The organism is Paenibacillus sp. JL3B1040 (assembly GCF_057063165.1).
In genome coordinates this window covers 329400-355242 of record NZ_CM169317.1, presented here as the reverse complement: position 1 = coordinate 355242, position 25843 = coordinate 329400, and the positions used below count along the sequence as shown (strand labels likewise).

The 25843-nt window shown below is 52.4% G+C and carries 22 protein-coding genes; 2 read left to right on the top strand and 20 right to left on the bottom strand.

Annotation, left to right across the window (positions count from 1 at the left end; translation table 11 throughout):
- Window positions 1–115 precede the first annotated feature (115 nt).
- From ACZF99_RS01620 to ACZF99_RS01600, 5 genes are all read right to left on the bottom strand, one after another.
- On the bottom strand, window positions 116–1621 hold the full coding sequence (locus ACZF99_RS01620; RefSeq protein ID WP_483608481.1) for an ABC transporter substrate-binding protein: 1506 nt from the start codon (window positions 1619–1621) through the stop codon (window positions 116–118).
- A 61-nt stretch (window positions 1622–1682) separates the two neighbouring features.
- Window positions 1683–2612, bottom strand: a complete 930-nt coding sequence (locus ACZF99_RS01615) for a carbohydrate ABC transporter permease (RefSeq protein WP_483608479.1) — start codon at window positions 2610–2612, stop codon at window positions 1683–1685.
- 13 nt (window positions 2613–2625) lie between these two features.
- Window positions 2626–3570 carry an ABC transporter permease gene (locus tag ACZF99_RS01610; RefSeq protein WP_483608477.1) on the bottom strand — a complete coding sequence of 315 codons (945 nt, stop codon included), beginning with the start codon at window positions 3568–3570 and terminating at the stop codon, window positions 2626–2628.
- Between the two features lie 185 nt (window positions 3571–3755).
- Window positions 3756–5009 (bottom strand): MFS transporter, encoded by a 1254-nt coding sequence (locus ACZF99_RS01605; RefSeq protein ID WP_483608475.1) that lies wholly within the window; start codon window positions 5007–5009, stop codon window positions 3756–3758.
- A gap of 367 nt (window positions 5010–5376) precedes the next feature.
- Window positions 5377–6411: an HD-GYP domain-containing protein gene (locus tag ACZF99_RS01600; RefSeq protein ID WP_483608473.1), complete on the bottom strand. Its 1035-nt coding sequence runs from the start codon at window positions 6409–6411 to the stop codon at window positions 5377–5379.
- 342 nt (window positions 6412–6753) lie between these two features.
- Between ACZF99_RS01600 and ACZF99_RS01595 the strand changes: the two genes are divergently transcribed.
- A complete protein-coding gene (locus ACZF99_RS01595) occupies window positions 6754–9819 on the top strand; it encodes an endo-1,4-beta-xylanase (protein ID WP_483608471.1) in 3066 nt (1021 codons plus the stop codon).
- A 53-nt stretch (window positions 9820–9872) separates the two neighbouring features.
- On the opposite strand, the gene ahpF is transcribed toward ACZF99_RS01595, so the two are convergent.
- The 11 genes from ahpF to ACZF99_RS01540 form a co-directional block, all read right to left on the bottom strand.
- Window positions 9873–11402, bottom strand: coding sequence for an alkyl hydroperoxide reductase subunit F (gene ahpF, locus ACZF99_RS01590; protein ID WP_483608469.1), 1530 nt, complete (start codon window positions 11400–11402; stop codon window positions 9873–9875).
- Between the two features lie 11 nt (window positions 11403–11413).
- On the bottom strand, window positions 11414–11977 hold the full coding sequence (ahpC, locus tag ACZF99_RS01585; RefSeq protein ID WP_483608467.1) for an alkyl hydroperoxide reductase subunit C: 564 nt from the start codon (window positions 11975–11977) through the stop codon (window positions 11414–11416).
- A gap of 182 nt (window positions 11978–12159) precedes the next feature.
- Complete coding sequence (locus tag ACZF99_RS01580) at window positions 12160–12597, bottom strand: HNH endonuclease (RefSeq protein ID WP_483608465.1); 438 nt, start codon at window positions 12595–12597, stop codon at window positions 12160–12162.
- Between the two features lie 23 nt (window positions 12598–12620).
- Window positions 12621–13724: an NAD(P)/FAD-dependent oxidoreductase gene (locus ACZF99_RS01575; RefSeq protein WP_483608464.1), complete on the bottom strand. Its 1104-nt coding sequence runs from the start codon at window positions 13722–13724 to the stop codon at window positions 12621–12623.
- A gap of 213 nt (window positions 13725–13937) precedes the next feature.
- On the bottom strand, window positions 13938–14369 hold the full coding sequence (gene mnhG, locus ACZF99_RS01570; protein WP_483608462.1) for a monovalent cation/H(+) antiporter subunit G: 432 nt from the start codon (window positions 14367–14369) through the stop codon (window positions 13938–13940).
- On the bottom strand, window positions 14353–14634 hold the full coding sequence (locus ACZF99_RS01565) for a Na(+)/H(+) antiporter subunit F1 (RefSeq protein WP_483608460.1): 282 nt from the start codon (window positions 14632–14634) through the stop codon (window positions 14353–14355). The genes mnhG and ACZF99_RS01565 overlap by 17 nt, the downstream gene beginning before the upstream one ends.
- The gene (locus ACZF99_RS01560) at window positions 14631–15110 is read right to left on the bottom strand and encodes a Na+/H+ antiporter subunit E (protein ID WP_483608458.1); all 480 of its coding nucleotides are present in this window, start codon (window positions 15108–15110) and stop codon (window positions 14631–14633) included. The genes ACZF99_RS01565 and ACZF99_RS01560 overlap by 4 nt, the downstream gene beginning before the upstream one ends.
- Before the next feature lie 15 nt (window positions 15111–15125).
- The gene (locus tag ACZF99_RS01555; RefSeq protein WP_483608456.1) at window positions 15126–16601 is read right to left on the bottom strand and encodes a Na+/H+ antiporter subunit D; all 1476 of its coding nucleotides are present in this window, start codon (window positions 16599–16601) and stop codon (window positions 15126–15128) included.
- Window positions 16594–16932: a Na(+)/H(+) antiporter subunit C gene (locus tag ACZF99_RS01550; protein ID WP_483608454.1), complete on the bottom strand. Its 339-nt coding sequence runs from the start codon at window positions 16930–16932 to the stop codon at window positions 16594–16596. The genes ACZF99_RS01555 and ACZF99_RS01550 overlap by 8 nt, the downstream gene beginning before the upstream one ends.
- Before the next feature lies 1 nt (window position 16933).
- A complete protein-coding gene (locus tag ACZF99_RS01545; protein ID WP_483608452.1) occupies window positions 16934–17356 on the bottom strand; it encodes a Na(+)/H(+) antiporter subunit B in 423 nt (140 codons plus the stop codon).
- Entirely contained in the window at window positions 17343–19754 is a 2412-nt protein-coding gene (locus tag ACZF99_RS01540) for a Na+/H+ antiporter subunit A (protein WP_483608450.1), read from the bottom strand. The genes ACZF99_RS01545 and ACZF99_RS01540 overlap by 14 nt, the downstream gene beginning before the upstream one ends.
- A 125-nt stretch (window positions 19755–19879) precedes the next feature.
- Between ACZF99_RS01540 and ACZF99_RS01535 the strand changes: the two genes are divergently transcribed.
- The gene (locus ACZF99_RS01535; protein WP_483608448.1) at window positions 19880–20563 is read left to right on the top strand and encodes a universal stress protein; all 684 of its coding nucleotides are present in this window, start codon (window positions 19880–19882) and stop codon (window positions 20561–20563) included.
- A gap of 59 nt (window positions 20564–20622) precedes the next feature.
- Here ACZF99_RS01535 and ACZF99_RS01530 read toward each other — a convergent pair whose 3' ends face one another.
- The 4 genes from ACZF99_RS01530 to ACZF99_RS01515 all read right to left on the bottom strand — a co-directional run bounded on the left by ACZF99_RS01530 (window position 20623) and on the right by ACZF99_RS01515 (window position 25832).
- On the bottom strand, window positions 20623–21186 hold the full coding sequence (locus ACZF99_RS01530) for a tyrosine-type recombinase/integrase (protein WP_483608446.1): 564 nt from the start codon (window positions 21184–21186) through the stop codon (window positions 20623–20625).
- A gap of 275 nt (window positions 21187–21461) precedes the next feature.
- The gene (locus tag ACZF99_RS01525) at window positions 21462–22379 is read right to left on the bottom strand and encodes a dihydrodipicolinate synthase family protein (RefSeq protein WP_483608444.1); all 918 of its coding nucleotides are present in this window, start codon (window positions 22377–22379) and stop codon (window positions 21462–21464) included.
- 93 nt (window positions 22380–22472) lie between these two features.
- On the bottom strand, window positions 22473–23819 hold the full coding sequence (locus ACZF99_RS01520; RefSeq protein ID WP_483608442.1) for a GntP family permease: 1347 nt from the start codon (window positions 23817–23819) through the stop codon (window positions 22473–22475).
- A gap of 36 nt (window positions 23820–23855) precedes the next feature.
- Window positions 23856–25832: a YjhG/YagF family D-xylonate dehydratase gene (locus ACZF99_RS01515; protein ID WP_483608440.1), complete on the bottom strand. Its 1977-nt coding sequence runs from the start codon at window positions 25830–25832 to the stop codon at window positions 23856–23858.
- Between the last annotated feature and the right edge of the window lie 11 nt (window positions 25833–25843).

The window sequence follows — 25843 nt, the reverse complement described above, 5'->3', positions numbered from 1 at the left end:
TCCTTTGTCCCTTGTGCTGCGGCGCTGGTTCCATCTTATCATCCAAGCGACGATCATAGAAAGGCCCGAACGGCAGAAACGCTTCCGTCCGGGCCCGTCAATCGAGCGTTATATCCTACTGAAAGAAAGCAGTAATCTGCTCTTGCGCCGCCTGCATGATCGTGTCCATCCCCGCAGCTTTCAGTTCACCGACAATTTTGGGCACCATTTTCTCCGGATCGGATGCGCCCGTGAGCAATTCATAACGGTACTTATCCCACGTCGCTTTTACGTTCGCCACTTCCGTCGAAAGATTGGCCGTGTCGAGCGAGAAACCGAGCAGCGAGGAAGCGGTCGCCTGTTCGTTCAGCTTCTGAACCTGAGTCCATTGGTCCTCGGGAGCTCCCTTGGTCGTCGCCATGTTGAAGAACGTCCCTTGCGTATACGCAGCCAGCGGCCAAGTATCCGAGATGCGCTCGACGACTTTTTCGCCGTCCACTTTCTGATAATCCACGCCCTCCTCGCCAAAAGCCAGCATGTTGCGCAGTTTCGGATCAGTATTGACCAGCTCCAGATACTTCAGGGCTTCCTTCTTATATTTGGAATTGGCCGAGATTCCGTTCAAGGAACCTTGGATGGTAGCCGTCGTGTAGAGCGGGCCGAAGACTTGCGTCATATCGTATTTCTCGACGCCCTCGTTGATCTGCCAGGTGATCTCCGCCCCCGGGAAGCCCTGGGCGCTGAAGAAGGCGCGGCCTTTGTCCGGTTCGGGTTTGGTCGGCGCATCCGGATTGATAATGCCGTCCTTATACCATTGATGCAACGTTTTCAGGTCTTCCATGACATCCGGCTGCTCCAGGACGGAAACGACCGTACGGGAGGCGTCGTCCACCTTCACGCCCAGCGGCGGGAAGCCCAGCGCCAGATCGTCGTAGTTGTTGAAGAAACCGCTAAAGCCGTCGCCTTGAGTGAGCGGCAATGGATAGAAACTCTTGCCTTCGCCGGCTTTCGTATCATGGAACGGTTTGTCGAGATCCTTCAGCGTCTTGATGTTGTTGGTATCGATGCCGTATTTCTCCACATATTTATGATCGAGTACCCAATACTGGGTCATGGACGAGTCTTTATAAGTGGGCACGGAGTAAATTTTGCCGCCGACCTTGGTTCCGTCCCATACCTTCTCGGGAATGAGCTTGTACAGTTCCGGCGTCTCGCTTTGCACAAGATCGGTGATGTCGGCCAGTGCGCCGATCGCTACTTGCTGGTTGTATTTGGTCACGTTCGTGAACAAAATATCGAACGGTTCGCCCGTATTGACGATCGTGTTGATTTTCGTATCCCAATCGCCCCAGCTTGCGACCTTCAGGTCGATCTTGACGCCGATTTTCTCCGCCGTGTATTCATTCATTGCGGCTACGGCCTTGTCGAAGTTCTCCGGAATTTGTCCGCCGATCGTCCACCATACCAATGTGGGGATTTCCCCCGAATTCGTCGTTGTGGCTGTGTCTGTCGACGTGTTTGCAGAAGAATCCGGAGAAGGGTTGGCCGACGGAGAATTCGCCTTCGAACCGCAAGCGGCAAGAATGGATAAGAGAAGCATCATAATACATAAGGTAGAGACGAGCTTCAAAGACCTTTTCATGGATGTTTCCTCCCTTTTGTTCTAAATATACATAAACCGGGCATGCCCAGCTTATTTCGGATTATCCTTTGACCGCGCCTACGGTCAGACCGGAAATAAAATACCGCTGGAAGAAGGGATACGCAAAGGCCACCGGAAGCACGATCACGACAGCCACCGCCATCCGGGCCGACTCCTTCGGCATCGTTGCCACCAGCTCGGCGTAACTGACCCCCATACTGGAAGCGTTCCTTGCCAGCGCGTCCACATTGCTCATCAAGTTATTCAACAGCGCCTGCAAGGAATACAGGTCCTGGTTGTTGATGTACAGCATCGATTGGAACCAGTCGTTCCAATATCCAAAGCAGAGGAACAAGCCGATGGTCGCAATGACGGGCAACGAAATCGGCAGGACGATGGAGAAGAAGATGCGCATCTGGCCCGCGCCATCGATCTCCGCCGATTCGATCAAGCCGTCGGGAATCGTGCTTTTGAAGAACGTTTTGCAAATGATGACGTTAAACGAGGATACCGCCAGCGGCAAGATGAGCGCCCATACCGTATCCTTCAGCCCCAGCATATTCGCGTTGATATAGTAGCTGGAAACCAGGCCGCCGTTGAACACCATCGGGATAAAGACGACCCAGGTCAGAAAACCCTTCAACTTGTAATTGGGACGGGAGATCGCATACCCCATCGAAGTGGTGAGCAGGATGCCCAGCACGGTTCCGACAACCGTGACCAATACCGAAATGCCCAGCGCACGAAGGATTAAGGTCCCCTGCTGTGCGATATAACCGTAAGCCTCCCCGGAGAACGCCGTCGGAAAGAGGTGATACCCCGTCTGCCGAATCGATTCCTCGCTGGAAAGCGAGATGGACAACACCACCAGCATCGGTACCACACATATCAAGGCGAGCACCAAAAAGATGAGATGAAACAAGACATTGACGCCTTTGCTCGGGCGATTGAACTTGTCCAGGCCGCTCTGATCGACCGCTCTTGTTGCCATAAACGCACCCCCCTTAGATCATCGCGCTGTCCGGATCTATCTTTCGAACGGTCCAGTTGGCGGCCAGGATCATCAGACAGCCCAGGACGGATTGCACGAAGGCGGCGGCGGAAGCCATTCCGACCGTTGCCGTTTTAAGCTGCTTGTAGACCAGGACATCAATCGTCGTGGTTACGTTGAACAGAGAATTGGAGTCCCGCGGCACCTGGAAGAAGAGTCCGAAATCCGTGTAAAAGATACGGCCTACCGCCAGAATAAACATCATCACGATGACCAGCTTCATCAAAGGCAACGTAATAAACCGCGTTTGCTGCCAGATGGAGGCGCCGTCGATGACCGCCGCTTCATAATAGGTTTTGTCGATCCCGGCGATCGTCGCCAGGTACACGACCATCCCATACCCCAAGCCCTTCCAAATATTCATGAAGATCAAGAAAAACGGCCAGTATTTCGGTTCCATGTACCAGTTGACCGGATCGCTGCCCATCCCCGTCAGCATTTGATTGACGATCCCTTTATCGAAGCTCAGGAACGCCCAACCTACGGCCGAAACGACGACCCAGGAGAGAAAGTAAGGCAGGAACATCATGGTTTGATAGGCTTTCCCCGCCCGGCGGTTGTGAAGCATGCCGATCATGATCGCCAATGCGACCGGGATCGCAATGCCCAGAACGATAAAGATGAGGTTGTACCCCAGCGTATTTCGAATAATGATCCAGGCGTCGTTCGACTTGAATAGAAATTCAAAGTTTTTGAAGCCTGCCCAGGGGCTATTGAAGACATTGCTCAGAAAGCCGCCGGTGATTCTGAAGTTTTTGAAGGCAATGATGATCCCGAACATCGGGAAGAAACTAAATAGGATGTACCAGATGGTCGTCGGCAATGCCAAAATCGTCAGTTCCGTGTCCTGCTTGCGCCAGCGCGTTCGTAAGCGCTTACCACTTGACCTAGAATTCATCTTCGTCACCTCTTCCGTTCGCGTGTAGTGTTCCAGGTAATTTCATTTTATCGACAATATAGCGCTTACATCCAGACCACAAACATGATACTGTAGTCAAAAAACTTTAGGTTGACGTCAAAAAAAATGGCGGTGCAAGGGAATTCTCCCTTGACCGCCATTTCCTGTGTGGGTTCTATTACGGCTCAGCCTTGGTTTTCTTCGTTCGGCTTGAGACGATCCAGGTGCCTAACGGCCGGAACGAGCAGACACAACGCCGCAATGCCGGCGATCATTAGGCCCGATAGCAGAAACCATCGGTGAACGCCGATTTGATCGGCAAACAGCCCCGAAATCACCAAACCCAGCGGCATGGCCAAAGCCATTACGCTCCCATACAAGCCGAATACTCTTCCCAAGTATTCCGGTTCGATTTTTTCCTGGAACAGCGAGATCTGCACCCCGTTATAGAACGGCCCGGAAAAGCCCATCATGGCGCAACAAATCAAGAAAGCGGCAAATCCGCCCGTCGGCAGCACTCCCGCCAGCATTAACGCCAATCCCATGAGTGAAAGGGAGGCGATGATCGTCATGGTTCGGTTCTTGAATCCTCCCCACTTCCCGAGCAGCAGCCCTCCGCCCAGCATGCCGACGGCAAAAATCATTTCCGCCGCGGAAGCATGCTTCATCGTTCCTCCGAAATACCCCATCGTCATTAGTGGAAACAACGCATTGATGGGCATGAACGCAAAAATGAACAACCCGCCGATCCAGAGCAACGCCACTAAACCTTTGTGCTGCTTCAGCGCGTGATAACCGGCCTTGAATTCCTCCATGAAGCCGCTTTGCGCCATGCTCCCGCCCTCGGCGGCGGCCGGTTTCGGGATGGCCACGATCGCCACCATCAGGCTGGCAATCAACGCTCCCGCAACGTCAATGGCAATGACGGCGTTCAGATCCCAGACGGAGTACAACAGCGCGGCCGCGGCCGGACTTACGATATAGCTGATCGACTGCACCGATTGACTGTACCCGGCAGCTTTAGCCAAAAACTCCTCCGGCACCAGCAGAGGCGTTGTCGCGTTCAGCGCGGTGGAATGAAAGGCCGTGCCGACACTGCGGACAAAAAGGACGAGCATCACCACCCAAACCGGCAGCTCCCCGAAGAAAGCCACCAGTGCCAACGATGCAGCCGCCAAAGCCACGACCAGGTCGGCCAGAATCATGACGGTTTTCCGGTTTAAACGGTCAACCCATACCCCGATCATCGGTCCGCCGACCGCTTGCGGCAAAAATCCGACCAGCGTCGCCATGGACAACACCATCGCCGACCCTGTTTTTTCGGTTAAATACCAGACGATCGCCATCTGAAGAATAGCGCTAGTGATGATAGACGCGGCTTGACCTGCCCAAATCGTGAAGAAACCGCGTTTCCAGTTGGCTTGTTGTTGTGGATTCATATTTAGATCTCCTCTGCATTTTTTATTGGTCTTTTATCGTTTTTTAGGCAATAAAAAATGCAGGCCTTAAGTCCACATGACGGGCTTTAGGTCTGCATACCAATGAAAAGGCACAGAAGAATAAAGGGATAGCCTAAATAAACGTACGCCATCCATTTGACTTATCCATGTCCGATCCCATTCATTAAAATAAGCACGACAAAAAAGCCCATAAAAATATGGAAAAAATCCGCTTTTTTATTGCCGTTCTTATCTCCAGCGAATGGAATGCATAGATAAGCGAACCTCCTTAACAATCGTAAAGTACTCGCACATGATAACACGGCGTTTCGGGGGCTGTCAATTCCTCTTCGATCTTCTTTTTCATCTAAAAAATCCGCTTAATATGTACCGATAAATCCTTGCTCAGATCGACGTAACCGGCTTCCGTCCGGATCAACGGATGCGTCAGGTCGTGGGGATTCAGCATGACGACGACGCCTTTTCTATCGTCCGTCAGCACCACGGGACTGCCGACGAGCGAGTGCATCATTTTCTCCACGAACAACCTCGTAATCGCGGGGTCCAAGGGTCCGAACTTGTCTTTTTCCATCTGCTCCAACACTTCATTGAAAGGTGCCGGCTCCCGGTAAACCCGCCTGGAAGTCATTGCATGAAAAATATCCACCACCGCCACGATCCGGCTGAAGCTGTCGATCTTGTCATGGGTGAGACCAAACGGGTAACCGCTTCCGTCCATGCGTTCATGGTGCTGCAGCGCGACCAAAGCTTGCCGGTGAGTAACGCCCGCCGTTTCCTTCAGGATTTCGTATCCGAAGACCGCGTGCTTTTTCATGATCGCGAATTCTTCCGCCGTTAAAGCCCCCGGTTTATTTAAGATTTCGTCGGGAATCATTGTTTTGCCGATGTCGTGCAGAAATGCCGCGGCGGTCAGCTGCAGCAGTTCCCGATGATCGAGCCCCATCCAGCCTCCAAGCAGATTGGCCATGGCCCCGACCGCGATATTGTGGCGGTAGGTGTAATCATCCTTCGCCTGCAGGGCGGCAAACAAACGGATCAACTGTGTAGCTTGCGTCACCTCGTGAATCGCGGGGATGACATGCTTTCGAATGTCCGTCATCGGCACTTTTCGAGTTTCCCGCACTTCACGAAATACCTCGGTGACATATTGCACCGCATCTTCAACGATTTTGGCCTGGGGAGAAGGCGGATTTTCCGGAGAAAAAGCTTTGGTGGCAAGATCCTCTTCCGCCAAAGAAATGCCGCGGTTTTCCAGCATCATAAGATGCTCCTGCGTGATTACCGTCGACTCGGACAGCAATAAAGTTCCGGCATCGCTGAAGATATCCTTATTTACTTTTCGCCCGATGAGCTGCGCCGATGCCAAGCTGGAATCCTCCAAACGTCCCGCTCCCCTCATCATTTCGTATGTAAAGCAGCCGCGCTATTTTAAAAAGCCGAGGCAGCAGGGGCATTCCATACTGTCTCGGCTTCCTTCGGAATAAAAATGAATTCGCAATGATAAAAGTCACTTTATATTCTACCACATAAAACTCAACAAAATCTCGACAAGTTGCGACAAAAACAGAACGAATGCCTAAGAAAAGTACGGCATCACCTTTAATTTTGAGAAAGCCGGGTTTCCCGGATGGATGGTATCATTTGAGGCAGGAAAGGAGGAGCCTTCGAATAATAAAATGAAAGCGCTTCATCATTTTGTCCAATGGTAAAGGGGAGTGATTGAATGAGTCAAACGATGAAACGTGCCCTCATGCTGCTGATCGCAGCCGTCTTGTTTCTTCCTCCGGGATGGCCGGCCTCGGTATCCAATGCCGACACCTCGGCTGCGGACGGCGCGGTCACGGTGTATCACGAGGATTTCGCGAACGGAAAAGGAGCGGCGGTTCAATCGGGGGGCGCCAGCCTGACGCCGGTCACCGGTAAAGCGTTCACCGGTAACGAAGACGGAGGCGCATTATACGTCAGCAACCGGGTGAACAACTGGGACGCGGCCGATTTCCGGTTTAGCGATATCGGACTGGTCAACGGCAAAACCTATACGGTCAACGTCACCGTGTACGTAGACGCCGCCGTAAGCTTGCCCGCTGACGCCAAGGCCGCCCTTCAAACCGTAGACAGCTACGGCAATTATGCCGAGGCGGATTATCTCGCCGGCCAAGCCGTGACGCTGACAAAGGAATTTACCGTTGATACGGGGGCGGACAAAGCCCTGCGCATCAACTCGAATGCCGCAGGCGCTGCGGTCCCTTACTACATCGGAGACATTCGCATCACCGAAAAGGCAGGCTCCGGTGGCGGCGAACAGCCGCCAAGAGACCCGGCTTTGCCTTTCGCCACGATCACCTTTGAGGATCGGACGGCCGGCGGCTTTACGGGCCGGGCGGGCACGGAAACCCTGACCGTGACGAACGAAGCGAACCATACGCCGGGCGGCTCCTATGCACTCAAGGTCGAAGGTCGGACCAGCGCCTGGCACGGGCCGACGCTGCGCGTGGAGAAATATGTGGACCCCGGCGCAGAATACAAGATTTCGGCTTGGGTAAAGCTGATCGAACCCGCCAGTTCGCAAATCCAGCTGTCCACGCAAATCGGCGAAGGCAGCAGCGCGAATTACGTAGCCCTGTCCCCCAAGACCATCCGCACCGGGGACAATTGGGTTCAGTTCGAAGGAACCTACCGTTATAACAGTGTTGGCGACGAATTTTTGACGATTTACGTGGAGAGCTCCAATAACGCCACCGCTTCTTTCTACATCGACGACATCCGCTTCGAAAGCACGGGCTCCGGACCGATCGCCATCCAGAAAGATCTGGTTCCGCTCAAAACCGCCTACCAAAACGATTTTCTGATCGGCAACGCCATCACGGCGGAGGATCTGGAGGGCGTTCGGCTGGAGCTTCTGACCCTGCACCATAATACCGCCACGGCCGGCAATGCGATGAAGCCGGATGCTTTGCAGCCGACGAAAGGCAACTTTACGTTTAGCGGCGCGGATGCCTTGGTCGATCAAGTCCTGGCGGAAGGCATGCAAATGCACGGACATGTGCTGGTATGGCACCAACAATCACCGGCCTGGATGAACACGGGCACCGACGCGCAAGGAAATGCGGTGCCGCTAAGCCGGGAAGAGGCGTTGGCGAATCTGCGCACCCATATCCAAACCGTGATGGAGCATTTCGGCGATCGGGTGATTTCCTGGGACGTCGTCAACGAAGCGATGAACGATAACCCCGGCAACCCGGCGGATTGGCAAGCCTCATTGCGGCAAACTCCATGGAAGACCGCGATCGGCGCCGACTACGTCGAGCAGGCGTTCCTGGCCGCCAGAGAAGTGCTTGACCGGCATCCGGAGTGGGACATCCAGCTGTATTACAACGATTACAACGAAGACAATCAGAACAAAGCCCAAGCGATCTACAACATGGTCAAGGCGCTGAACGACAAATATGCGCTCACTCATCCCGGCAAACGGCTGATCGACGGTGTCGGCATGCAGGCGCATTATAACGTCAACACGAATCCGGAGAATGTCCGATTGTCTCTGGAGAAATTTATTTCCTTGGGCGTGGAAGTCAGTATTACCGAGCTGGACATTCAGGCCGGCAGCAACTACCAGCTTTCCGAGAAGCTGGCCCATGCGCAGGGATATTTGTACGCGCGATTGATGCAAATCTTCAAGGAACATGCGGATCATATCGCCCGCGTGACCTTCTGGGGAATGGATGACGGCACCAGCTGGCGCTCCTCGACCAACCCGCTGCTGTTCGACAAGAACCTTCAGGCCAAACCGGCTTATTACGGCGTGATTGATCCCGCCAAATTCATCGAAGAGCATGAGCCGGATGTGTCGGAAGCCAACCAATCCACCGCGCTTTATGGCACGCCTGCCGTAGATGGTGTAGTAGATGCGGTGTGGGGCCAGGCGCCGGCAATGCCGATCCAACGTTACCAGACGGCTTGGCAAGGCGCGACCGGTACGGCCAAAGCGCTCTGGGACGATCATAATTTGTACGTCCTGATCCAGGTCAGCGACGCGCAGTTGGATAAGAATAGTCCAAACCCATGGGAGCAGGATTCGGTCGAGGTGTTCCTGGACGAAAACAACGCCAAGACTTCGTTCTATCAGGACGACGATGGACAATACCGCGTCAACTACGACAATGAAACCAGCTTTAATCCGGAGAAAATCGGGGAAGGCTTCGTTTCGGCTACCCGGGTTGACGGCACGAACTACACGGTCGAAATGAAGATCCCGCTGCGAACGATAACCCCGGCGAACAACGTGAAAATCGGCTTCGACGCGCAGATCAACGATGCCAAGGACGGCGCCCGTCAAAGCGTGGCCGCCTGGAACGATACGACCGGCAACGGGTATCAGGACACCTCCGTTTATGGCGTGCTGACTTTGACGGGAAAAGGCAATTCCGACACAACGCCGCCCGTTCTGAAGATCACCGCGAGTCCCGCCGTGCTTTCGACTCCGAATCACAAGCTGGTTCCGATCCGGATCGCCTGGGAAGCCAGCGACGCGGGTTCCGGTATTGCCTCGGTCAAGCTGGTTTCCATCACCAGCAACGAGAGCGACAACGGGCTCGGGGACGGGGATAAGCCCAACGACATCCAAGGCGCCGATCTCGGAACGGCCGATCAGGAGTTCCGGCTTCGTGCGGAACGCTCCGGGAAAGGAACCGGAAGAGTCTACACGATCACCTATGAAGCTACCGACAAAGCCGGCAATCAAACGACCGCCCAAACCACGGTTGAAGTTCCGAAAGGCAACAAAAAATAGGAGAAAAAACGGCGGTGCCAGGGGGAACCCCTGCACCGCCGTTATATAACCGATTATTGATTACGGATTAAGTAATCGAATGCGCCCAAGGCTGCGGTCGCGCCCGATCCCATGGAGATGATGATTTGTTTGTATGCCGAGTTCGTGCAGTCGCCGGCGGCAAACACACCAGGAATCGTCGTTGCTCCGCGGTTGTCGACGATAATCTCGCCCATCCGGGTGCGCTCCAACGTGCCTTCCAGCCATTCCGTATTCGGCACGAGGCCGATTTGGACAAATACGCCTTCCAGCTCGAGATGCTTCTCTTCGCCGCTTTCCCGCTCGATGTAGGTAACCCCGTTCACTTTGCTGTCCCCGGTGACTTCCTTCACTTGCGCATTTTTGATCACGGTCGTGTTCGGCAAGCTGTTCAGACGATCCTGCAGCACGGAGTCGGCCTTCAACTCAGGCATGAATTCAAGCACGGTGACATGCGATGCGACGCCCGCCAGGTCGATGGCCGCCTCAACGCCGGAGTTGCCTCCGCCAACGACAGCCACGCGTTTCCCGGCGAACAACGGACCATCGCAATGCGGGCAATACGCCACGCCCTTGTTCTTGAAATCCGCTTCGCCCGGTACATTCATGTTGCGCCAACGTGCCCCGGTGGACACGATCACGGTCTTGCTCTTCAACACCGCGCCGTTCTCCAGTTCCACTTCGATCAGTTCCTTCTTCTGAAGGCCCTTGGCCCGCTGCGACAACATGATGTCAATATTGTATTCCTTCGCGTGCTCTTCCAGATTGGCCGCAAGCTTGGGCCCTTCCGTATACTTCACGCCAATCAAATTCTCGATGCCCAGGGTGTCGTTCACTTGTCCGCCGAAGCGTTCCGCCACGATCCCCGTGCGGATGCCTTTGCGCGCCGCATAAATCGCCGCGCTGGCGCCGGCAGGTCCGCCCCCTACGACGAGCACGTCGTAAGGCTCTTTGCCTTCGAACGCCGTGGCGTCCGAGGCGCCCAACTTACCCAGAATATCCTCAACGGACATCCGGCCGTTGCCGAACAGCTCGCCGTTCAGGAATACGGTCGGCACCGCCATGATCTCTTTGCTTTCGACTTCATCCTTGAAAGCCGCGCCGTCGATCATCGTATGGGAGATGCCGGGATGAAGCACGCTCATCAGGTTCAGCGCCTGAACGACGTCGGGGCAGTTGTGGCAAGACAAGCTGACGTACGTCTCAAAACGGTATTCGCCTTGAATCCCTTTGATTTGGTCAATGATATTTTGTTCTACCTTCGGAGGTCTTCCGCTGACTTGCAACAAAGCCAGTACCAGGGAAGTAAACTCATGGCCCAGCGGTACGCCGGCAAAGGTGATGCCGGTGTCCTCCCCAACGCGATTCACGCTGAAGCTTGGGGTTCTGGGTAAAGTCGTTTGCTCGACGGTGATTTTATCGGACATACCGGACAACTCGTTCACGAGGTCCAGCATGTCGTTCGAAACCTCATCGGTTCCGGCACTGACTTTCAGCAGAACATTCCCTTCCAGAAGCTGAAGATATTGCTCCAATTGCTGTTTGATGTCTGCATCCAGTTTCATGATCTCTCTCCTTAAATCTTGCCTACCAAGTCAAGGCTCGGTTTCAAAGTTGCGGCGCCTTCTTTCCATTTCGCCGGACATACTTCGCCCGGATGGTTATGAACGTATTGAGCCGCTTTGATCTTGTCGATCAGTGTGCTTGCATCGCGTCCGATCCCGCCGGCCGTAATTTCGATGGCTTGAATGACACCGTTCGGATCGATGATGAAAGTACCGCGGTCCGCCACGCCTTCTTCTTCGATCAGCACGTCGAAGTTGCGGGAAATCGTGTGGGACGGGTCGCCGATCATAATGTAAGTAACCTTGCCGATCGCTTCGGAGCTGTCGTGCCAAGCTTTGTGCACGAAGTGGGAATCCGTCGAGACGGAATAGACCTCAACGCCGAGCTCCTTCAATGTAGCGTATTGATCCTGCAAGTCTTCCAGCTCCGTAGGGCATACGAACGTGAAGTCGGCCGGATAGAAGCATACAACACTCCATTTGCCTTTAAAGTCCTCATCGGATACCTCGATGAATTTACCGTTGTGATAAGCTTGAGCTTTAAAAGGCAGGACTTCTTTTCCAATCAATGACATGATTCGAACTCTCCTTTATATTGGTTTCTACTGTTATTTATATTAATTATTATATGCGAACCATTCTCAACGTCAATCTACTTCACTAAGTCTTCATAATTAATATACCCGCGCCACCTGAATATAACCCCTGGGGCTGGATTTTCACAAATTGGCCATTCGGCATAAAAAGAAGGATACGTTCAGTAGCTACTTTTATTCCGATTTAGGTTGGATTTCAGTAACGGGGCCATCGTCGCTCGCCAGATGCGGTAGCGGAGCTTCAGGGGATGGGGAACCCCCTTACTGTTCTCCTTAAGATAACGGAACGCCGAGCGGTTTCCGCGTTTTGAATTACATTCGCTGCACGAGGCAATCAGGTTATGGGGCAAGTCCGAGCCGCCTTTGCTCGATGGCACAAGATGATCCACCGTCGTTGCTGGAGCGCCGCACCATAAGCAAATATAACGGTCTCTCTTCAAGGCCGTCTTCCGATATTCCCGGAACAAGAACGGATTGTAGCGTAATTGGATCGTCCGCTCGTCCAGCCAAAACGCCCGGCCCCGGTTGACTTCCCGCCATGCACGGTCCAGTGTGCACGGGGTTAATTCTCGGCCATCCAGATTCAGTACGGTGATCAAACCGATCCCCTCCTCGGGTTAGATCAGGAGGTCACTCCTTGTTTGAGTTTCACATAAGGCCGCAGCAGATAACTGGCTACTTTCAAGGGATTGATTCGTTTGGCAAAATACAGCTTATTCCCCAGGGGCCCCTGCAGCATCCGTACGATTCGATCCAGATCCGCATTGTCGAACTGCTCCATCACCCGGCGCAGAACCAGCGAGTTCTCGTAGCTCTGACGAAAGGACGCCGTCAATTCCTCATAGTTGCCGAGCCCGCATAAATCGTAGGCGGCGTAGACCCCGGTCAACAAAGCAGGGTATTGACCAAATCCCATAAACGGCATTAGGCTGCCGAAGCAATTTCCTACATAGAAAGTGTTACCGACCCGAGCCCTGTCGCAAATCCCTACCGGGTACCGCGTGATTTGAAAGCCGTCGGTGACGGGAAGATCCTGGCCCAAATCGGTACGAACCCTTTGGTAGAAAGGCTCCCAGAGCTCTTCAAGCCTGATTCCCCGGTTCGCGGGGAGATCGGGAATGGCGATTACCAGGTTCGCCTCCTTCTCCGAGAAGGGAAGGAGATACCCATATCCGTAGGGAGCATAATCATAATTCAGCCAAATCTTCACCGCGTAACGATCAAAACCTCCTTCAACCGTAGCCCCTTTCAACGATACGGTGAAGTCTTCGCGGAAATTGCGGGTTTGTTTGGCGTAATCTCCATCTCCTGTTGCCATGACCACATGTGTATAATCCGCCAGCAGTTGCTCGTACGTTGCTTCCGAATGAAAATGGATAGGCGATTTCACTTGCCGACTTAGCTGGGCTTCAAAGGAATTCTCATCTCTCCCTCGAATATTGGTGAAGCCTAACGGCCCCTCAAGAATGGCCTGCGACCGGCCGGATGTGATCGTCATCTGTTGAATGCTCGCGGTCGGACGGAGGTACAATCCAAATTGCTCGGACAGCGAAGCGATACAATCCTGAACCGGATGCGATAATATGGACAGCAACGCCTCCATGTATACGAATCGATCCCCGACTTGGCTCCGTTTCTCAAATATGACCGGCTCGACGCCGTTTCGCTCCAACGTAATCGCACAGGCCAGACCCGATAGGCCCGCCCCCATAATCGCTACTTTCATTAAATATCACCCAATTTGTCATGTAATAGTTATAGGGTTTCTCATTCGAATAGCGGCATTCACGAGAACACATGGGATTTCATCCCACCAGATCAAAAAGCACCCGCATGGGTGCTTTTTGATCGGCCGGTAAGCTCTCGACCGCCGTAAAGAAGACGTCGAGCAGCTCCATCCCATACGGGACACTTTGAACCGCCCTAAATACTTTCCCATTTAACTCATGTGATTCATTTGAAGCGATGCCTCATCCCCGGCCTCGTCAACGTTCGGTTCGGCCTGATCCTCGCCTTCAAAATTCTCGTCCGGCTTATAATACTCCCGGAGTTCATCCTCTACGGTTCCCTCCGCCAACGGGACATGGTGACGATAGGCCGCCCGGCAGATCACGTGAGCGGCCACCGGAGCGGTGAGAAACACGAAGAAAATGCCCAAGATCAAGCGAATGCTGAAATACCCCTCGGAGTTCAGAAAATACAGCAAGGTTCCGACCAATGCGCACAACACGCCAAGCGTTGAGCTTTTTGAGGCGGCATGAGACCGGGTGTATACATCAGGCAACCGTATATTCCCGATCGCGCTGACCAAGCTAAAGGCGGCTCCCAGGAGAATCAGAATCGCCCCAACGACTTCACCGCTTCCGCTCAATAACAACACCCCTTTCTATAAACCGGGCGAAGGCGATCGTTCCGATAAACGATAGAATCCCGATCAGCAAGATTAAATCAAAGAAGGCATGGGTATTCAGAAACACGGAGAACACCGCGATACTCGAAATCAAATTGATGCCCACGAAGTCAAGAGCCTGAACCCGATCCGCGCTGGATGGCCCTTTGACGACACGGTACAAGTTGGCCAAGATCGCTGCCAACAGCAGACATAACGCGATGATCATGATCGTATCGAATATCATTTTCTGGTCACATCCTTTATCGCTTTTTCGAACACGGATTTCGATTTCAATATGGATTCCTTGGATTCGGGCATATTCAGTCCGTGAATGTACAGCGTCTTCGCGTCGGGGGTAATGTCCATGATGACCGAACCCGGCGTCAAGCAGAGCAGCAGCGAGAGGAGCGTGATTTCCAGATCCCCCTCCAAATCCGTCTCCACCTTGAAGATGCCCGGCTTCACGTCCACCTTCGGCCGGAGCACATGCTTCATGACCATCAACGATGAGGTAATCAGTTCATGAATGAAAATAATCAATAGCTTGCCGACCGCGGCTAACGTAAAGAGATAGAACGGTTTCTTGAAGAACCGGCGTGTGCATAATAAAATGAACAAACCCACGAAGTAACCGCTGATAAAGTTTAAGATGCTCATTTCATCCTGCAGGAACATCCACAGGTAAGCAATAAATATATTGAGCAGCACTTGAACGGGCATGGCGGTTCCCCCCCTTTAATCCATCACGGCATGGATGTACAGATTTGGATCAAGCAATTCCTCCGCAGCTTGGGCTACATAGCCGGCGATTCCTTCCGCCCCCAGCCCCAAGGCAAGGCTGACGAGGGTCAGCAGAGCGATCGGGAGCAAGAGTCCCTTCATCGATCCCTTCTCATCCTCCTCGCTCAGAATCGTTTCCCCCCAGAATACGTTCATGAACAATTTGATCATGGAAAACAGGATAAACAAGCTGGCCACCAGCCCGATGGCTCCAAACCCGTAATACCCCGCTTCGAAGGTCCCTTGAATCGTGAACACTTTGCCGAGAAAACCGCTCAGCGGAGGAATGCCGACCATGGAGAGAACCGCGATCAAGAACATCCAGCCGAGTGGGGGGTGAAGCCGGATCAAACCGCTGATCTCCTTCAACCGGCCGGTTCCCGTCAGATGAATCACCGTACCTCCAACGAGGAAGATCAGCGCCTTAATGATGATATCGTGCAACAAATAATAGATCGAACCCGTGATGCCTTCAGGCGTGAACGATACGAGCCCCAGCATGATAAATCCGACGCTGATCACGACGTTGTAGGTTAATATTTTCTGGATTTCCCCAAAACCGACGGCGCCAAGTCCCCCCAAAATGAGGGTCGCGGCCGCAAGCAACCCGATTAACAGGTGGGTGATTTGCGGTTCATGATAGAAGATAAGCGTAAACATCCGGAAGATGGCGTAGATCCCTACCTTCGTGAGCAACGCCGCAAAGATGGCGGCAATGGCCGTAGGCGGTACGCTGTAGGACCCGGGCAGCCAGAAGAAGAGCAATAAACCGGCCTTTAGGGCGAACACGATCAGAAACAACAAGGCCACCGTGGTGATCAACCCATCCTGGCCTACCTCGGCAATCCGGAGCGACAAGTCCGCAAGATTCAGCGTGCCCGTCATCGAATATAAATAGGCCACTCCGATCAGAAAGAACGCCGACGCGATCACGTTCGTGAAGATATACTTGAGCGACTCGCGCAGTTGCCGCCTGGTACCGCCCAAAGTGATCATCACATAAGAAGCAACCAGAAACACCTCGAAGAAGACGTATAAATTGAACAAGTCCCCGGTTAAGAACGAGCCGTTCACTCCAGTAATCAGAAACAAGTATAACGGATAAAAATAAAGTTTCTCCTGCTTCCGGCCGATCGTCGGAAAGGCATAGATCAGACAGCAGATCGAGACGATCGAAGTCGCGAGCAGCAGCAAGGCGCTGAACATGTCGCCGACGAAGCTGATTCCGTAAGGCGCTTCCCAACCGCCCAATTGCAGCGTCTGAATGCCGCTTCCCTTAATCTGGAGCATCAGCAGCACGGAAATGACGCCTACAGCCAACAAAGCCAGCAAGCTGAGCATCCGCTGCAGCTTGATATTTTTCTGAACAAGTATCAGAATCATCCCCGTTAACAGGGGAATAATCACCGGAGCAATCAACCCATTATTCATTCTCATTTCCCCTTAACCGCTCCATGTCATCCGTCCCGAAGTTCTGATAGGCCCGGTAACACAAAACCAATACTAGCGCCGTCACGGCGAAATTGATGACGATGGCGGTCAGGATCAATGCCTGGGGCATCGCATCCGTAAAGCCCGCTTCTTTCTCTCCGAGCAGAGGAGCGCTTCCCCTCTTCAAGCCGCCGGAGGTCAGGATCAATAAATTTACGGCATGACTTACGATCGAGACGCCAAGCACGATCCGAAGCAATTGTTTCGATAGGATCAAATAGGTTCCGATCGATACCAAGATCCCGACGAGGATCACGATAAGTGTCTCCATATTATCGATCCTCACTTATGCTCAGAATAATATTGACCGCCGTGCCGATCACCGCCAGAGCCACGCCCGTATCAAAAATCAAGGCGGAAGCCAGCTCGGTATCTCCGAATATCGGCAAGTCAACGTGGCCAAAGGTCTGGGTTAAGAACGGTTGGCCGAAGACGACGCCGGCCATTCCGGTTCCCACCGCAATCAAGACGCCAACGGCGGCGAGCTTCTTGAAATCCAGCCGGATGTTCTCCCTTACCTTCTCGATGCCAAAAGAAAGATACAACAGCACAATCGCGGATGCCATGCTCAACCCTCCGATAAATCCGCCACCCGGATGATGATGCCCGTTCATGAACAGATAAATTGAGAAAGTCAGGATAATTGCAGCGGCGACGCGGGTTACGCTTCTTAAGATCACATCATTCGATTTCATTTGGTTCCCTCCTTTTGGAACGTTGATGAACCAAGAGATATACCCCTAGCCCAGCGATCGTCAGCACGGAGATTTCCAGCATGGTATCGAAGCCGCGGAAATCCACCAAGATGGCGTTCACGATATTTTTGGCGCCGGCCAGCTCATACGCATTTTCAAAAAACGAGGTGATCGGCTCAAACAGCTTATGTCCGTTCGCGGATAAGGCCAGCACACTGACCGTTAATCCCATCGCCAACGAGAGGATGACATTGGTCAACTTGAAGGATATGCGTTCGATGTTCTTCTTCAGCTTCGGCAAATGATAGAAGCACAGCAAGAACAGGACCGTCGTCACCGTCTCCACTACCATTTGGGTCAAAGCAAGATCCGGCGCCTTGAAGATGACGAAAAACATCGAAATCATAAAGCCCATCGCCCCTAGGGCCACAATAGCCATAATTCGATTGCCGGCCATCAAGACCGCGATGGCTGCGATGATCATCGCGATCACAAGACCCGCCTCGAAAATACCGACAGGGGCGTCCTGCGAGAAATCGAAATGCAGGCCATAGAGCCCTAACAGCGAACCCATCAGCAGCAGCACAAAGAAAGAGAAAATATAAATCAAGTAGTGCCTTAGCGAGCCGGTCATATACCGATTCGTCAGCGAGGCCGAAAGCTTCTCCGTTCCCTCAATCCCTTGGTTGAACCAGTGAGATAACATCAACCCTTGCGGGAAGCCGCGCAGAGCCATGATCCAGCGCTTCGCGGTCTTGAAGAGCAGCCACCCGATAACAACAACGCCGATCGTCATGAGCAGTTCCATGTTAAGTCCATGCCATGCGCTGATTTTGAGCTCATGCGGCGCCACGTCCATCATCGGCAACACCGCGGTTAGAGCCGGGGTGAGAATCGATTTGCCGAGTACATTGGGAAAGAAGAAGACGAGAATGACGAGCAGGCCCAGCACGAGAGGAGAAATCAGCATCCCTAAAGGCGCCTCGTGCACTTCCTTTGTCAGTTTTTCGGGACGGAAGCTTCCGCCAAAGGTTTTGAATATAAAGATCATGCAGTACACAAACGTAAATATGCTGGCTACCCAAGCGATAACCGGGAACAACACACCGATGCTGCCGAGTCCGAAAACACCGGCTTGGGCGACCTCGTTCACGGCCCCAAAGAACATCTCCTTGCTTAAGAACCCGTTAAACGGCGGCAACCCCGCCATCGACAAGCCTCCGATCAACGCAATCGTGAACGTAATCGGCATGACCCGCATCAACCCGCCCAAGAAGCGGATATCCCGTCGGCCCGTCTCGTGGTCAATAATCCCGACGACCATAAACAAGCTTCCTTTAAAGGTGGAGTGGTTGAACAGATGAAAGAGCGCCGCAAAGGTCGCTACCGTAAAGACCGTGCCGCTCTCGCCCGGCCCAAAATAGACCGCGAGCGAACCCACTCCGAGCAAACACATAATCAACCCCAACTGGCTAATCGTCGAATAGGCCAACAACGCCTTGAGATCCGTTTGTCTTAATGCCGTCAAGGAGCCGTACAGCAGCGTAATCAGCCCCACGCCGGCAACCAGCCAGAACCATACGGAGCTGCCCCCAAAGATCGGCGTCATCCGTGCGACCAAATATAGCCCCGCTTTGACCATCGTTGCGGAGTGTAAATAGCTGCTGACCGGAGTCGGGGCTTCCATTGCATCCGGCAACCAAATGCTGAAGGGGAACTGCGCGGATTTCGTAAATGCCCCCACCAGTACACACAGCATAGCCGGAAGGAACAAGGCATGATTTCGGATGACCTCCAGATTGGCGATCATCTCCCGGATGCTGTAGGTGTCCGCCATCATGATCAGCATAATGAACCCGGCCAGCATGCCGAACCCGCCAAAGACGGTAATCAGCATGGCCTTCAAGGCGCCCTGACGGGAGCTTCTTCGTTCATACCAATAAGAGATCAACAGGAAGGAAGAGACGCTGGTCAATTCCCAGAATCCATAGAAGACCAAGAGATGATCCGAGAACACGACGCCAAGCATCGCCCCCATAAACATGAGCAAATAAATATAGAAGTTATGGAGGGCCTCCCGCTCTTTGGACATATAGAAGATGGAGTATAGAATCACCAAAGCCCCCACGCCGGATATGAGCAACCCGAACAAGAGACTCAGCCCGTCCAGGTAGGAGATCAGGTTAATCTCCAAAGTCGGGATCCACGGCAGCGTGTACATATAAGTTTCCCCGGCTGCCACGGAGGGTATATATAGAAGTAAATAGATAAAGATAGATAGAGGTACAAGCAGGACAAACCATCCGGTATGTACTTGACGATTGAAATACTTGTACAGGAACGGGACGATCATGGCAATGATGAACGGCAGAAAAATGAAGGCATAAAATAGTTCCAAGCACACTCCTCCTTACTTGAAAATAATTCCTGCAATTAAGGTTTGACTCCGAATGAAACATCAATTATAGTCGTACGTAGTTTAATGAAGTGCTCTACTATTAGCCTTGAGGTGAAAAGTTCGAAATGGATACTCCGTATAATGAAAGCATTTTAGTTTGCGTTTATTATGGTCCCAACGGTGAACGACTAATCAAACGCGGCTGCAAGATTGCCAACCTGATGCAGGCCCCGCTCTATATTTTGACCATCGATCCTAAACCCTTCGATGAATTGGATGCGGAGAAGCTATTCTATATCGAGCAGTGGAAAGAGTATGCCAATACCCATGCCACTGCCCAATTTATTATGAAGGACAATGAGAGCCGGCCTGTCTCAAAGGTTATTGCCGAAGTGGCCAGGGACCATAACATCACTCAGATTATTCTGGGGCAAACCGCCCATAGCCGTTGGGAACAAATTACGAAGGGCTCCATTATCAATGCTTTGGTACGGGAGATCCCTTTTGTCGACCTGCACATCATTTCGGTCGCCCGGTATATCCGGGACGAAGAGGGAATTTATGAAAAGGGAATTCGTGCTTACTTGATCAAAGAAGGCGATCATTATAACCTGAGCTTTAACCACCATAAAGACACGGTATATGAGGGTATTTTCTTTAAAGAAGCCGATACCGACTTCAATAATGGGATCTTTCGTTTTATGAAGGACGCCGAGACGCTTCAGGTCCAGGTGACCGAAGGCATCGTCACGGAGCTGAAGAACGTGGACCTTCAAACCGCGATGAATCGGGAAGACGCTGATGAATAGAGTGAAAGGACTCTCCGCACAGGGTGTGGAGAGTTTTTGTTCAGGTTTACATCGGAACGCTACAAATTGACATCCACCTTGATCGGCAGCCGCTCGTTCTTATCGATCCCCAAATATTTTAAGGTCTCGGCCGTAGAATGGTGGCGCAGAATCGACTTGATGATAGAGATCGCCACCCCTCTATAATAGGCATGGTAACCAAAGGTCTTCCTTAAAGTATGCGTTCCGATCTTCTCCGAAATACCGACCACTCTTGCCGAATGGTTGATAATGCGGTAGGCCTGCTGGCGGGTGATCGGACGGCAATCCTTCTTGGACTTAAACAAATAATCCTCCGGCTTCCAATCCATCATGGACAGGTACTCCTTCAAAATCTCCCCGATATTGCCGTTTAAATAATGGGCTTGCTCTTCCCCGGTTCGTTCATCCTTAATGGTTAGAAACTGCTTTGGTCTCCCGCCTTCCCAGACATCCTCCACCGTAAGGCTTAGCAAATCAACCAGACTAATGCCTGTATTAATCCCCAGCACGAAAAGCAGCAAATCCCTTATTGAATTCTTCCTTAACTCCTCCTTCATGGCCCGAATCGTTTCCGTATCTCGAATCGGATTAACATACTCCACAGAGAATCCCTCCGAATTATGTCACTTAACTTCATACTATCATATATTATGTAACATAACAACATGACAGACCTTTTGGATTTGAACGTGGAGAATAACACAGAAGCACCAAGAACCCCTTGGAGGTTCTTGGTGCTTCTTAGGTTTGCATCGATTATTATTTTCCTACCGCTTCCGCCCGGGTTGCCTGGGCTTGAGGTCGCATGGTGCGGTACGGATCCCCCGAGACAATCGGTTGTGGATCATATCCTTATAGGCTGCTCGCCCAGATATCCTCAGATGGCGGCGGAACGGGCAATCCTTGCATCTACTTCTTGGAGCAGCGCTTGAATGGCTGCCGTCTGTTTAGGATCAGGCTGTAGAAACGGTTTATTGCAAAAACCCTGCAATTGGATGCCCTTGAGCATCATGGCCTGTTTCACAATCGGGATGAAGGGAGTGCCAATCTCGTATAACTCCATCATCTTATCCACAATCGTTTGAATCGCAGCAACTTTATGAAAGTCATTGGCATTGGCGGCCTTCGCCCACGCCGAAAAAACTTCCGGATAGATATTGGAAAGTCCTCCGATACAGCCATTTCCCCCACTCAACACATTATGGGCAAAATTCTCGTCGAATCCGGAGTAAATCATAAAGTCGGGGAACTCGTTGTGTACCGTGTGAATTAATTTTCGAGTATGCGTCATTTCCGTGACGGTATCTTTATATCCTTTGATATGACGATGCTTTCTTAACAGACGAAGCGTGACTTCCGGAGATAGGTCATGGGCCGTTCTGGCCGGGAAATTGTACAAATAAATATCGCCCTTCACCGCTTCCGCGACTTGGTCATAATAGTATTCGATGCTGTCATCCGACAGTGCAAAATAATACGGACTGACGATCATGACCCCATCCGCCCCCGCATCAATAGCGTAGTTCGATAGATGAATCGTATCTTCTATGTTCATGCAAGCGGTCCCGATATACACTTTCGTCCGGTGATTCACATAGCCCACCACAAGGTCGATTAATTGCTTCTTTTGGGCTTCCGGCATAGAGAAAAACTCGCCGGTACTGCCCATCACCACCAAACCGTCCACGCCTCCGCGAATTAAATGATCGTAAATGTCTTGATTGGCCTGCTGATCCAGATTGCCCTCAGCATCAAAAGCAGTGACCACGGGAGTTAAAAATTGGGCTTTCTTCATAGGTTTCTTCTCCTTCTCCTTTAAGAGCGCCCCCACCTCCCGGGAGCTTCCCATGGCAGGTGAAGGGCGCAGTTATGCATCATTCATGAACCATTAAACGACTAAGCTTAATAATAGTATAGCGCCTAATCCTACAACGGAGACAATCGTCGAAAGAACCGTCCATGTACCGAAGGTTTCCTTCATATTCAATCCAAAGTATTCTTTGATCATCCAAAAACCGGCATCATTCACATGAGAACAGATTGAACTGCCTGCGCCGGTGGCAAGGACAACCAGAGCCAGATTGACATCATATTGACCAAGCAGCGGAATCACCAACCCGGCTGTCGATAACGCCGCAACCGTCGCAGATCCCAGAGATACCCGCAAAATGGCGGCGACGATCCATGCCAATAGAATCGGCGACATCGTGGAACCCGTGAATAACTCCGCCACATAATCACCGACACCGCCAGCAATGAGCACTTGTTTGAAAGCACCGCCGCCGCCAATGATCAACAACATCATGCCAATGTGGCTAATCGACACGGCACAGGAACTCATAATATTTTTCATTGGAATCTTTCGGAAAATCCCCATAGTAAAGATCGCAATGACTAAGGAAATCAACATGGCCGTCGAAGCGTTGCCTACGAGACCTACTATGGAGAAAAAAGCATTGTCTTCAAATCCGGAAGAGGTTTTGACCATATCAATGATAGTCGCTATAGCCATTAAGATTACAGGAAACATTGAAGTTAAGACACTGATTCCAAAGCCCGGCGTTTCTTCGAGTTTAAAGGTTTTTTGCTCGCCGAGGGAATCGATATTGCCGGTTTTTTCAAAGGCACTGGGAACGATTCGCTTCGCCAATTTCGTATAGACCGGACCTGCGAGAATGACCGCCGGAATCGCCACGATAATGCCGTAGAGCAACACCATCCCAATGTCGGCGCCATATTCGCCCGCAATCGCCGTCGGGCCCGGATGCGGAGGCAAAAAACCGTGCGTGACCAACAAGGCGGCTGCCATGGGAATCCCCAAATACACGATCGGTACTTTCAATTGCTTCGAGATCGTGAACACGATCGGGATCAGCAGGACCAATCCAACTTCAAAGAACAAGGCGATCCCCACGATAAACGAAGCCGCGACGACGGCCCATTGGATTCTTTTCTCCCCGAACTTGTTGATCAGGGTCATGGCAATTCGGTGTGCGCCTCCTGCATCGGCAATCAGTTTGCCGAGCATGGCACCGAGTCCAAAGATCAGGGCAATATGACCAAGCGTTCCGCCCAATCCGCCTTCAATCGAAGAAACAATCGTATTGAGCGGCATGCCAAGGGCTAATGCGACCAAGAAGGACACAATGATCAGAGATACAAACGTGTTTAGCTTGAAGCCCGTAATTAACACGAGCAGCACGATAATTCCGAGTGCGACAATAAATAATGGCATATTGATCAAACCTCCAGCTGATTAGGTGGGATACCGTTACTCTCCTTCTTGTGTCATTACTTTCATGCCCGCATTTAACACTTCAATAATTCGGTCGACGTCATAAACGCAACCGCGCCACGTTCCCCCGCTCACATATTGAAGCGCGGCCCATAATCGCGTGTCATCCGGCAATCCGGACTCCGGCTTAAGCTCCGGGTGAATTTCACGTTCATCCAACACCTTCGTTGCTTCTTCAATGGACCATCGATGGTCTTTTGTCCCGATGAAGTTCACGGATCCGACCAGATTGTTGCGATCCACAACAATTTCAATCAGATCGCCGTCGCGCAATTTGCCGATCGGCCCCCCAGCCAAGGCCTCCGGCCCGACATGACCAATACAGGCTCCCGTGGATACGCCGGAGAAACGTGCGTCCGTAATCAAGGACACATGTTTGCCATAAGATAGGTGTTTCAAGGCCGAAGTTAATTGATAGGTTTCTTCCATTCCGGTCCCCAAGGGCCCTCCGCCCATGACCACCATAATGTCGCCCGCTTGAATCCCCCCCGTTTTGATCGCCTTGATCGCTTCCTTCTCCGAGATGAAGACCTTGGCAACCCCGGTATGACGATAAACTCCGTCTTCATCAACCACGGTGGGATCGATGGACGTGGATTTGATGACAGAGCCCTCCGGCGCGATATTCCCTTTGGGGAACGTCACCGTTGAAGTTAAGCCTCGTTCTTTGGCTTGAGCCGGGCTCATAATCACCTCGTCCGGATGAACTCCGTCCAGCTCGTTCAATAGCTGTCTAAACTTCGTACGCCGTTCCGATTTCTCCCACCAGTCCAGATTTGCACCCAACGTCTCCCCTGTCACGGTCAGCACATCTTCATGCAGCAGGCCCAATTTTCTTAGATGAAGCATGACCTCGGGAACTCCGCCGGCCAAAAAGGCACGAACCGTTGGATGGTTAACCGGTCCATTGGGCAACACGCTGACCAGACGAGGAACCCGTTTATTGATTCTCTCCCAATCGTCGACGGATGGCACCTTGCAGCCAGCCGCATGTGCCACGGCAGGAATATGCAGCAACAAGTTGGTGGATCCGCCAAATGCGGCATGCACAAACATGGCGTTTTCAATGGCTTTATCCGTGATAATATCTTTCGTGGTTATGCCTTTCTTCTCCAATTCCAACACGGCACGTGCCGATTGCTTGGCGATCTCCTCCCAAACGGGCTCTCCGGATGGCGCCAGAGCCGAGTGGGGCAGCGCTAATCCCAAGGCTTCCACGACGACTTGGGAAGTACCGGCCGTTCCTAAGAACTGGCACCCTCCTCCGGCGGAAGCACAAGCTACGCAGCCAAGTCTTGCCGCCTCTTCCAGGGAAAGCTCGTTGTTCGCGAATCTCGCCCCAATGGTCTGCACCTTCCCCGCATCTTCCCCAACGGTGGCAGGAAGCGTGGAACCCCCCGGGATGAGAATGGTGGCTAAATCATGCATCGAAGCGAGTGCAATCATGGTGGCCGGCAAGCCTTTATCGCAAGTGGCTACCCCAATCACGGCGCGCCCCGTCGGAAGGGAGCGGATTAACCGCCGCATGACCGTGGCCGCATCATTTCGATAGGGAAGCGAGTCGAACATTCCGGATGTCCCTTGCGAGCGACCATCGCACGGATCGCTGACATAAGACGCATACGGAATACCGCCTAATTTGCTGACTTCTTCCGCCGCAGCTCTGATTTGCAAGCCCAATTCGTAGTTGCCCGTATGGTAACCCAGTGCGATCGGGGTTCCGTCAGAGTCACGCATGCCCGCCAATGTGCCAAGGATCAGTACTTGTTTGCCAAGCAACCGGGAGGGTTCCCAGCCCATACCGGCATCGAGCGTCATTCCGAAAATATCGCCGCTCGGCCGTTCCCGCAGCATTTCCGGAGTCAATGGCAGCGAACCCTCGGGGCCAGCCGCATGGGTTCGTATCTCGTAAATTTCTTTATTTTCATCACCAAAAATCAAGTTTATCGACATCGTAATCCCTC